A 10,318-nucleotide genomic window follows, 5' to 3' on the forward strand; every position below is an offset into this window, starting at 1 on the left:
CCGGACGCCAGCCCGGCCGCCGCCAGCCCGGCCGGTCCCGCGCCTACAACCAGCACATCGCAATGATGGTTGATCTGGTCGGCCATGCCGGGCGAGGTCCAGTCGGCGTCGACTGTGCCCAGCCCCGCCATGGCGCGGATGCGCGGCTCGAACCTGTGCCAGTCCGGCCACATGAAGGTCTTGTAGTAGAACGCGGCCGGGATGAAGCGCGCAAAACGGTCCAGGAAGGCGTTGCGGTCGGCCAGTGCGCTGGGCGTGGCGTTGACGCTTTTCGCCACCAGTCCGTCGCGCACCGGCTCGGTCGTGGCGCGGGTGTTCGGCGTCGCCCGCGTGCCGCCGAGATCGACCAGCGCATTTGGCTCCTCGACGCCGGCGCCCCATATGCCGCGCGGCCGGTGGTATTTGAAGCTGCGGCCGACGACCGCGACGTCACCCGCCAGCAGCGCCGAGGCGATGGTGTCGCCGGCAAAGCCTTGCACGGTGGTGCCGTCGAAGCTGAAGCGTATCGGGCGCGAGCGGTCGATGGCGCTGCCGCCGGTGGCAAGGCGCGAGGCGGTCACGCGACGTGCTCCCCGCCGAGTGCGGCCGAGGACAGCACCTTGTGGGTGACGGTGTCGCGCTCCATGACGAAGAACTCGCCGCAGTTCATGTGAACCCAGATTTCGCGCGCCGTGCCTTTCGGATTGGTGCGCAGATAGAGGTAATCAGCCCAGCGATCGATCGGCACATCGGCGCCATCCGGCCGCGCATTTCCGGCATCGCCGCCATAGTGGAATTCGGTTTCGTCGCGCGGGCCGCAGAATGGGCAAGGGAAAAGCTGCATAAAATCCTCAATCTTCGTCTTTATGCATGTCGTTCTCCCCAAACCGCTGCGTACTTTTGGGCGACATGCATCAGTGCGCGATGCCGGAGCCGGCCGCTTCGTCGATCAGCCGCCCGCTGGCGAAGCGATCAAGGTCGAACGGACGGCTGATGTGGTTGTGTTCGCCAGTCGCCAGCAGGTTCGCCAGCAGCGTGCCGCCTGCGGGAATGGCCTTGAAGCCGCCCGTGCCCCAGCCGCAATTGAGGAACAGGCCGGGCAGCGGCGAGGGGCCGATGATCGGCGAGGAGTCCGGCACGACATCGACGATCCCAGCCCATTGCCGCATCAGCTTGAGCTGGCCGAAGATCGGGAACATCTCCAAAAGGCCGGCGATCACCCCCTCCAGCGTCGGCAGATTGCCGCGCTGCGCGTAGGAGGGGATGCGGTCGAGCCCGCCGCCGATGACGATCTCGCCCTTGTCCGACTGGCTGACATAGACGCCGCAGCCGGGCGACAGCACCACCGTGTCGAGGATCGGCTTGACCGGTTCGGACACGCAGGCCTGCAGCGCATAGGAATTGATCGGCAGGCGGAAGCCGGCCTTGGCCGCCAGCACCGAAGAATGCCCGGCCACCGCCATGCCGATACGCTCGGCACGGATCGCGCCACGCGAGGTCTGGACGCCACGGCAGCGGCCGCCCTCGATGATGAAATCGGTGATCTCGCAGTTCTGGATGATGTCGACGCCGAGTCGGCTTGCGGCCCGCGCATAGCCCCAGGCGACCGCATCATGGCGTGCCGTTCCGGCCCTGCCTTGCCAGATACCGCCGAACACCGGGAAGCGTGCGTCCGGTGAAAAATTGTAGATCGGCGCCACCCGGCGCACATCGTCAGGCGAAAACAGCTCTGCATTGATGCCGTTGATCTGCATGGCGTTGACGGTGCGGGCGCCGATCTCCATCTCGCCGGTCGAGTGGCAGAGATTGACCATGCCGCGTTGCGACAGCATGACGTTGTAGTTGAGCTCTTTCGACAATCCCTCATAGAGCCGGTGCGCCAGCCCGTATAGCTCGACGCTCTCCGGATAATAGTAGTTGGAGCGCACCACGGTGGTGTTGCGGCCGGTGTTGCCGCCGCCGATCCAGCCTTTTTCCAGCACCGCTACCCTGGTGATGTTGTGGTTCTTGGCCAGGTAATAGGCCGTTGCCAGCCCATGGCCGCCGCCACCGATGACGATCGCATCATAGGACAGTTTCGGCTCGGGCGAGCGCCACGCCGGTTGCCAGCCGGTTTGGCCGGCCAGGCCCTCCTTGAACAGCGAAAAGGCGGAATAGCGTGTGGTCATGACGTGCCGGACCGGCCTGATTTTCGGAAAGAAACGTGGATCATCGCATGGTCTTCCGCACCGACGTCACCGGTTCGATCGGTCATGCCCGCATCGCCTTGCCCAGTGGATCGTATGGCGACGAGGCGATGACGCGCGCACCTCTTTCGACGCCGACGATGTGGGTTGTCAACTGCGTATCGATATCAGCCACTTCGCGCTCGACCAGCGCCATGGCGAGGCTCTTGCCGACCGTATGGCCGTAGCCGCCCGAGGTGACGAAGCCAGCAAGCTTGCCTCTATACCAGACCGGCTCGTAACCGCTGGCATCGGCGTCCGCCGCGTCGATTTCGAGCGTCACCAGCGTGCGCCTCGATGAAGCCTTCAGCTCCTTCCGGGCCGCCTCGCGGCCGATGAAATCGCCCTTGTCGAAAGCGATCCAGCGGTCCATCCCGGTCTCATCGGGCGTATAGTCCTGCGTGAACTCGCGCGACCAGATACCAAAGCTCTTTTCGAGCCGCAGCGAATTGACCGCGCTGAAGCCGTATTCGGTGACGCCCAGATACTTGCCTGCCGTCAGCAGAGCGCGGCGCAGGCCCGCGTGCTCATTGGCCTGGCAATGGATCTCGTAGCCGAGTTCGCCGATGACCGAGAGCCGTCCGACCTTGGCCCGCACCAGCCCGACATCCAATGTCTTGCAGGCTAGAAAGCCAAAGGCCTCGTGCGAAACGTCCTGATGTGTGAGGCGCTCAAGCAACATTCGCGCATTGGGACCAGCCAGCGAGAAACCGACGACCGCGTCTGAAATGTCGCGGACGGTGACGCCGTCGCTCATATGCTGCTCGAACCAGCGCATATGCCACTGCCGCAGATAGTAGGATCCCATGATCCACCAGGAGCCATCGCCCCAGTTGAAGACGGTGAGGTCGCCCTTGAGCTTGCCGTTTTCGCCGAGCATAGGCGCGAGCTTGGCGCGACCCGGATTGGGCAGCGCACAGGCAAGCAGCCGGTCGAGCCAAGCTTCCGCCTGCGGCCCGGCGATTTCGTAGCGTGAGAAGGCAGTGATATCGAGCAGACCGACGCCCTCGCGCACCTTGCGGCACTCCTGTGCGACGATGTCGAAGGCGTTGGAGCGCTTCAGCGTCGGTGTCTCGACGAAGCCATGCGGCGCGAAATAGAGCGGCACTTCCATGCCCCATGAATTGCCCCAGCGCGCGCCGGCGGCATCCATCGCGTCATGCGCGCCGGCTGTCTTCAAGGGCCGCCCCGCCGGCAACTGCTCGTTGGGATAGCTCATGACAAAGCGGCGCGAATAGAACTGCCCGGTGGTCTGCCTGATGTATTCGCGGTTGGAGGCGAAATCGCCATAGCGGGCGATGTCCATGCCGTAGACATCGGCTTCCGGCTCGCCATGGATCATCCATTCGGCAAGCGACTTGCCGACCCCGCCGCCTTGCAGGAAACCGGCCATGACGCCGCACGCCACCCAGTAGTTGGGAACCCCGCGCACCGGGCCGACCAGCGGATTGCCGTCCGGCGAGAAGGTGAAGGCGCCGTTCACCCAGCGCTTGATGCCGGCATTCTCCAGGCAGGGGTATCGGCTGAAGCCGAGGGCCAACTCGTCGGCGATGCGGTCGGTGTCTTCCTGGATCAGTTCAATGCCGTAATCCCACGGCGCCCCATCCATGTTCCAGTGCTTGTGGTTGATCTCGTAGATGCCGAGCAGCAGGCCCTTCTGTTCCTGGCGCATGTAGGTGAAGCCTTCGAGATCGACGATCAGCGGCAATTCCTTGTCCAGCGCCTGGATTTCGGGCAGCGCCTCGGTGACGAGATAATGGTGCTCCATCGGCGACACCGGCAGGTCGATGCCGGCCATCCGGCCGACCTGCTTGGCCCACAGCCCGCCGGCATTGACGACGTGTTCGGCAATGACCGTGCCCTTCTCGGTGACTACGTCCCAGCCGCCGTCCGCGCGGCGGTTGAGTGCCAGCACGCGGTTGTGCTCGATGATATCGGCGCCGCGCAGCCTGGCTGCCTTGGCATAGGCGTGCACGACGCCCGAGGGATCGATATGGCCTTCGCGCGCGGCATAGAGTCCACCCAGCATGCCATCGGTGTTGAGAATCGGGCAGCGCTGCTTGATCTCATCGACTCCGACCAGGTGGACATCGTCGATGCCCATGGTCTGGAAGATGCGGTATGACGCTTTCAACCATTCCCAGCGCTCCGGCGCGGAGGCGACCGAGATGCCACCGGTCATGTGCATGCCGATGCTCTGGCCCGATTCTTTCTCGACCTCGGAGAGCAGGTCGATCGTGTAGGCCTGCAGGGCGGCGATGTTGGGATCGGCGTTCAGCGCATGGAACCCGCCGGCCGCATGCCAACTCGACCCTGCGGTCAGCACCTCGCGTTCGATCAGCGCGACGTCGCTCCAGCCGAACTTCGCCAGGTGATAGAGCACCGAGGCTCCAACCACGCCGCCGCCGATGACGATCGCCCGATATTGGGATTTCATCCTGTCGCACTCCACCCAGCCAGTGTGGCGTACCCTATCGGTATTGTACATATGTGTCTAGAGGTTGGCGGACAGCGGAATGAGCGCCCGTGCGCCGCTCTGCGCCGATACGGCAGAGGGCTCCTCTGCTGCTGTCGGCAGCAACCGTGCTTGCTATTGGGCCGATGCACGACGCGAAATCGTCAGGCCGCGGCGGCCGAGCGGCCCGTACTATCGATTGCGCGAAAGCGTCTTCTCGACATAGCGCGAGAAGTCCTCGACATCCTCCGCCGGAGGCTCCTGGCCGGTGAAGCTGCGCAGATAACCGGCGACGTGAGGCAGGCGGCTGCTCATCGGCTCGTTGAGCTCAAGCGAGTAATAGCCGATCTGCATGAAATACAGCACGCGGGCCCGCACGAAGGCATCCTCCTCGTCGTAGCCGTGACGCATGAACATGTCGCGTATGGCGTTGACACGCTCCTCGTCGGCCTCGTCTAAGGCGCGCCTGATGGCGGGCGAGCGACGGGCCCAGGCCCTGATCGCGAAATCCAGCTGGGGGTCGAACAGCCTTTCGTCCACCCAGCATTCGAAAATGCTCATCACCCCGCGTATGACGGTGGCGGAAGGCCGCCTGGCGCGTTCCACGATGAATTTGGTATTCGTCTGCCGCCAGTAGTCCAGCAACTGATCGAGCAGATCCTGCCGGCTCTTGAAATACCAGTAGAAGCTGGAGCGCGACACATCGAGCTTCTGGCCAAGCGTCAGCACGCGGACGCGTTCGACTCCGTCAGAGATCAACGTTTCAAGCGCAAGCTTCAGCCAGTCTTCGCGAGTGGCCTTGATGTTGCCGGTGGCGCCGGCGCGCTGAATCGTCGTTTCGAGAGCTGCCATCGACACGACGCATGACATGCTGCCTCAGGCAAATCAAGGCTATGGACATAAGTGTACAGGATGAATCGGCCCAAGCGGATTGATGCACGATGGAGGTTGGCTGCATCGAGGCTCGATGGGGAATCGTCGTCGCCCGCCATCCGCGCGGCGCAGGCACGGGGATTTTTGTCGCGGCTGGCGGTTCACTGTTTGCTTTCCCGCGAGGCAATTGTCTGGCAAATACCAGTTCAGACAGATGCCCGCGCGGCCAACAAGCAGGAACATACGATATGACGCTGTTTCGAAAGAACCTCATCGATGGCGAGTGGGTCGGCGATGCCGGTTCGCGCAACATCAACCCCTCGGATACCGGCGACGTCGTCGGCGACTATGCCTCGGCGGGTGTCGAACAGGCCCAGCAGGCGATCGCTGCGGCCAAGGCAGCGTTCCCGGCTTGGTCCCGCTCCGGTCCGCTGGCGCGTCACGCGGTGTTGAAAAAGGCCTCCGACGAGATTCTGGCGCGCAAGGACGAGATCGGCCGCAATCTGGCGCGAGAGGAAGGCAAGACGCTGGCCGAAGGCATCGGCGAGACAATTCGCGCCGCCCAGATATTCGACTTCTTTGCCGGCGAAACGTTGCGTTTGACCGGAGAGGTCGTGCCGAGCGTGCGGCCGGGCGTCGGCGTCGAGATGACGCGCGAGGCGGTCGGCGTGGTCGGCATCATCACGCCGTGGAATTTTCCGATCGCTATTCCGGCCTGGAAGATCGCCCCGGCGCTGACACACGGCAACACCGTCGTCTTCAAGCCTGCGGAACTGGTTCCCGAGAGCGCCTGGACCATCGTCGACATCCTGCATCGCGCCGGCCTGCCGAAGGGCGTGCTCAATCTCGTCATGGGCAAGGGCTCGGTCGTCGGTCAGGCGATGCTCGACAGTCCCGATGTCAACGCCATCAGCTTCACCGGCTCGGTCGGCACCGGCAAGCGCGTCGCTGCGGCAAGCATCGAACACATGCGCAAGTTCCAGCTTGAAATGGGCGGCAAGAACCCGCTGGTCGTGCTCGACGATGCCGACCTCGCGATCGCCGTCGATTGCGCGCTCAATGGTGCCTTCTTCTCGACCGGCCAGCGTTGCACCGCCTCGTCCAGGCTGATTGTGGCTGACGGCATTCACGACCGCTTCGTCGACGCCCTCAAGGATCGCATGAGCAAACTGGTCATCGGCGATGCGCTCGACGCGCAGACCCAGATCGGTCCTGTCGTCGACGCGACGCAGCTGAAGCAGGACGAGGACTATATCGCCATCGGCGTCAGGGAAGGTGCCACGCTCGCCTTCGGTGGCGAGCGGCTCGACCGCAAGACGCCGGGCTTCTACCTGCAGCCGGCGTTGCTGACCGAGGCGACCAACGCCATGCGCAGTTCGCGCGAGGAGATTTTCGGGCCTGTCGCCAGCGTCATTCGCGTCAAGGACTATGACGAGGCGCTTTCCGTCGCCAATGACACGCCCTTTGGCTTGACCTCCGGCATCTGCACTTCGAGCCTCAAGCATGCCACGCACTTCAAGCGCAATTCGGAGGCCGGCATGGTGATGGTCAACCTGCCGACGGCGGGTGTCGATTTCCATGTTCCCTTCGGCGGCCGCAAGGGTTCGAGCTATGGGCCGCGCGAGCAGGGCCACTATGCGGCGGAGTTCTACACCACGGTGAAGACGGCCTACACATTCGCGGGCTGATCAGCCGTCGACCGATCAGCCGGGCTGATCGGTCACTGCCGACCACGCCGGCAACCCCGCCATGCACATCTGGATTGGAGCGGCGCGAAGGATGACAGTGCAGGACCTGACCTGGCTTAACCCGCCGCCGCACCATTCTATCGACGGCGACAGCGTTCGTGTGCGCACCGGCAAGGAGACCGATTTCTGGCGCGAGACCTTCTACGGTTTCTGGCGCGACAATGGCCACTTCCTGCACCGGCCCGTCGAAGGCGATTTCACCGCCGAGGTCACCGTCAAAGGCGACTACGAGGTGCTTTATGATCAGGCGGGGCTGATGGTCCGGCTCAGCGAAACCCATTGGATCAAGGCCGGTATCGAGTACACCGACGGCCTTGCCTATTTCTCCGTCGTGGTCACCAACGACACGTCAGACTGGTCGCTGGTCGCCATTCATGCCGGTCCGGGCGGCGTCAGGATCCGGCTGACCCGTCACGCCGAAACGATCCGTGTCCAGTATCTCGATGCTTCCGACGGCCACTGGAAGCCTGTGCGGCTCGCCTACTTTCCGATCTCCAGGACGGTCGATGTCGGCATGATGTGCTGTTCGCCGCAACGCGAGGGCTTCGAGGTCACATTCTCCGGCTTTTCGGTGGGGCCGCCGATATCGCGGGAATTGCACGATTGAGACGTGCGGCCTTGCGCCGACCGCAAGCCCTTCGACCTTTGTCATAATCAAGTCTGTAGATCGAGCCTCGCCGGCGGCTGCGCCTGTCGTAAGTTGGGTTCTCCGGAGCCGGAAGGGGTATTGCGGGGAAACTTTTGGCCTTTGTTCCGCTCAAGGCGAATATGTCGGGCAGCACGTTGCAACGGTATTGGCATCCGCGCTAGGAGTTGCCCATGGGCAGGTTGCGAAGGGCAGTCAAAAGAGCCGTCTATTCCAGGGCGCTGAGATTTCTTGGCGTTCCGCCCGTGCTGTGGTCGCAGGGGATCGGACATTTCTGCGATTTCGCCGGGCCGCGCTGGTATCGCAACGCGTCAACCGCATCGACACAGAGCGAGGCATTTTTCCGCCAGCATTACAGCGGCGCACATGGCATCGTCTGGCTGCGTCTGAGCACCTTGTCCAGGGATGCGCAAACCTGTGATCTCGACACGTTCGTCAGGATCGTGTTGCCGACGATCACGGCACCGTTCACGCTGCTGACGACCGATGGCGATGCTTCGGTGCCGTCTGATCTGGCGAAGGGCACCGTCGACCAGCTTCTCGCCAACCCCTTCCTGGTCTCCTGGTACAGCCAGAATTGTGACGGCACTCACCCCAGGGTCAAGCCTTTCCCGATCGGGCTCGATCTTCACACGCCTCGGTCCTTCGCCACGCCGGAAGGGCTTGTGAAGCAACTGGAAATCATACGCGCCCGGCAGGATCATGTGGACCGCCGCCCGCCCAGACTGTTCTCTGATTTCAGCATCAGCAATGGCTCGAGACAGCGCCGGGAACTGCTTGATGTCCTGCGCGGATGTCCGCATGTCGATTTCCTGGCGAAACGCGTCTCGCAGCGCTCGATCTGGCAACTGTACTCGCAATACCCGCTTGTCCTGTCCACCGAAGGCAACGGCCTGGACTGCCATAGGACATGGGAGCTGTTCTATCTCGGCTGCATCGTCGTCACCAAGACCTCGCCGCTCGACCCGCTCTATCAGGGTCTGCCGGTCATTGTCGTCGACGACTGGCATGAGGTCAGGGACCCCGATGCGCCAAGGCGCTGGATAGAGCAGGTTAAGCATCTGACCGAGCGCGACCATGTTTGGGGACGCTTGCATCCGCAAACCTATCTCGAGCCCATTCGGCAAGAACTTCTGCACGCACTCTGACAGGGCAGCCACGAAATTGGAGTCGCGGTCGGCAGGGCCCGCAGGATCCGCGGAAATATAGAGCCGGCTAACCTCTGGATGGCACCGACGTTTGGCGGATATCCGAGATGGTCGACGAGGCTTTCGTCAAGCGCCGCATCGTCGCCGAATGTCCGATGCACCAGCTGCGGCAGGCTGCCGGAATGTCACCATCGCCTGGACCACGCCAACCAGCGGCCAGCCAGATGCTTCCATGATGAGGTGAGCCTTGTCCGCCGATAGGTGTCGCCGGCCATCTTTATGCCTAGCGCCTGCGTCGGGAAGGGATGGATGACGTCGGCCAGCGCACGCAATCCCATGCCCGATTTGATGGCCAGCGACACCGCATTGATCATCTCACCGGCATGGCTGGCGACGACCGTGGCGCCCAGGATGCGGTCGGACCCTTCCCTGACGTGGATTTTGACGAAACCCTCCTCCTCGCCGTCCATGACCGCCCGGGCGACATCGTGCATCAGCACCGTATAAGTCTTGACCGGGATGCCGTTCTGGCGCGCCTCCGCCGGATAGAGGCCGACATGGGCGATCTCCGGATCGGTGTAGGTGCACCACGGAATGACCAGCTCGCTCAGTTTCCTGCGTCCGAGAAACAGGGCATTGCGCACGACCATGCGAGCTGTGGCCTCGGCGGTGTGGGTGAATTTGTAGGCGAGGCAGACATCGCCCGCCGCATAGATGTGCGGATTTGTGGTGCGGAGATAATCGTCCACCTTGATACCGTCGGCATCGTATGCCACCCCGGCGTTTTCCAGGTCGAGGCCGTCGACATTGGGCGATCGGCCGATGCCGGTGATGATCTCGTCGACGGAAATCGTTGTCGTGATGTCGTCGCACACCAGGTCGGCGAGCTTCTTGCCGCCTTCCGTTCGCACCGCTACCACCTCGGTGTTGAGGCGAACCTCGACACCTTCGCGCGCCAGCGCGTCCGAAAGGATCTGGGCGGCGTCGCGTTCCTCGCCGGGCAGGAACATCGGTTCCCGTTGCGCCAGGATGACCTTGGCACCGAGCAGGCAGAAGGCCTGCGCCGCCTCGCAGCCGAGCGGTCCGCCGCCAATGACCAGAAGCCGCTTCGGGCACTCCGTGAGCTCGAACATGGTCTCGTTGCTGAGATAGCCGGCCTCGGCAAGGCCTGGAATCGTCGGCAGCCTCGGGCGCGCGCCTGTCGCGATCAGCGCCTTCCTGAAACGCAAGGTTTGTCCGGCGAC

9 protein-coding genes are annotated in these 10,318 nt (G+C 63.4%); 3 read left to right on the forward strand and 6 right to left on the reverse strand.

The genetic code is table 11. The features are described from left to right. The 5 genes from EN879_RS11780 to EN879_RS11800 form a co-directional block, all read right to left on the reverse strand. On the reverse strand, positions 1-560 hold a 560-nt coding region (locus tag EN879_RS11780; RefSeq protein ID WP_206520934.1), incomplete at its 3' end, for a 2Fe-2S iron-sulfur cluster-binding protein. Further along, positions 557-823, reverse strand: coding sequence for a sarcosine oxidase subunit delta (locus EN879_RS11785; protein WP_013528149.1), 267 nt, complete (start codon positions 821-823; stop codon positions 557-559). The genes EN879_RS11785 and EN879_RS11780, both read right to left, overlap by 4 nt. Before the next feature lie 70 nt (positions 824-893). Further along, complete coding sequence (locus EN879_RS11790; RefSeq protein WP_063169865.1) at positions 894-2,147, reverse strand: sarcosine oxidase subunit beta; 1,254 nt, start codon at positions 2,145-2,147, stop codon at positions 894-896. Positions 2,148-2,229: 82 nt separating this feature from the next. Continuing rightward, positions 2,230-4,641 carry an FAD-dependent oxidoreductase gene (locus EN879_RS11795; protein ID WP_063169866.1) on the reverse strand — a complete coding sequence of 804 codons (2,412 nt, stop codon included), beginning with the start codon at positions 4,639-4,641 and terminating at the stop codon, positions 2,230-2,232. A 210-nt stretch (positions 4,642-4,851) separates the two neighbouring features. Next, on the reverse strand, positions 4,852-5,511 hold the full coding sequence (locus tag EN879_RS11800; protein WP_024501867.1) for a TetR/AcrR family transcriptional regulator: 660 nt from the start codon (positions 5,509-5,511) through the stop codon (positions 4,852-4,854). 269 nt (positions 5,512-5,780) lie between these two features. Between EN879_RS11800 and EN879_RS11805 the strand changes: the two genes are divergently transcribed. The 3 genes from EN879_RS11805 to EN879_RS11815 all read left to right on the forward strand — a co-directional run bounded on the left by EN879_RS11805 (position 5,781) and on the right by EN879_RS11815 (position 9,074). Continuing rightward, positions 5,781-7,220, forward strand: a complete 1,440-nt coding sequence (locus tag EN879_RS11805) for an aldehyde dehydrogenase family protein (RefSeq protein ID WP_013528145.1) — start codon at positions 5,781-5,783, stop codon at positions 7,218-7,220. A gap of 91 nt (positions 7,221-7,311) precedes the next feature. Then, positions 7,312-7,887: a DUF1349 domain-containing protein gene (locus EN879_RS11810; protein WP_063170443.1), complete on the forward strand. Its 576-nt coding sequence runs from the start codon at positions 7,312-7,314 to the stop codon at positions 7,885-7,887. Between the two features lie 212 nt (positions 7,888-8,099). Then, positions 8,100-9,074, forward strand: coding sequence for a hypothetical protein (locus EN879_RS11815; RefSeq protein ID WP_063169867.1), 975 nt, complete (start codon positions 8,100-8,102; stop codon positions 9,072-9,074). A 185-nt stretch (positions 9,075-9,259) separates the two neighbouring features. On the opposite strand, the gene EN879_RS11825 is transcribed toward EN879_RS11815, so the two are convergent. Next, a partial coding sequence (locus tag EN879_RS11825; RefSeq protein WP_164774381.1) for a mercuric reductase occupies positions 9,260-10,318 on the reverse strand: 1,059 nt, incomplete at its 5' end.

This window comes from Mesorhizobium sp. M7A.F.Ca.AU.002.02.1.1 (assembly GCF_003998535.1).
Classification (GTDB): Bacteria; Pseudomonadota; Alphaproteobacteria; order Rhizobiales; family Rhizobiaceae; genus Mesorhizobium; species Mesorhizobium ciceri.

Bases quoted from the DNA above. Each gene is read 5' to 3' on its own strand.
- EN879_RS11785 (WP_013528149.1), bottom strand. From the start codon at position 823: ATGCAGCTTTTCCCTTGCCCATTCTGCGGCCCGCGCGACGAAACCGAA.
- EN879_RS11790 (WP_063169865.1), bottom strand. From the start codon at position 2,147: ATGACCACACGCTATTCCGCCTTTTCGCTGTTCAAGGAGGGCCTGGCC.
- EN879_RS11795 (WP_063169866.1), bottom strand. From the start codon at position 4,641: ATGAAATCCCAATATCGGGCGATCGTCATCGGCGGCGGCGTGGTTGGA.
- EN879_RS11800 (WP_024501867.1), bottom strand. From the start codon at position 5,511: ATGGCAGCTCTCGAAACGACGATTCAGCGCGCCGGCGCCACCGGCAAC.
- EN879_RS11805 (WP_013528145.1), top strand. From the start codon at position 5,781: ATGACGCTGTTTCGAAAGAACCTCATCGATGGCGAGTGGGTCGGCGAT.
- EN879_RS11810 (WP_063170443.1), top strand. From the start codon at position 7,312: ATGACAGTGCAGGACCTGACCTGGCTTAACCCGCCGCCGCACCATTCT.
- EN879_RS11815 (WP_063169867.1), top strand. From the start codon at position 8,100: ATGGGCAGGTTGCGAAGGGCAGTCAAAAGAGCCGTCTATTCCAGGGCG.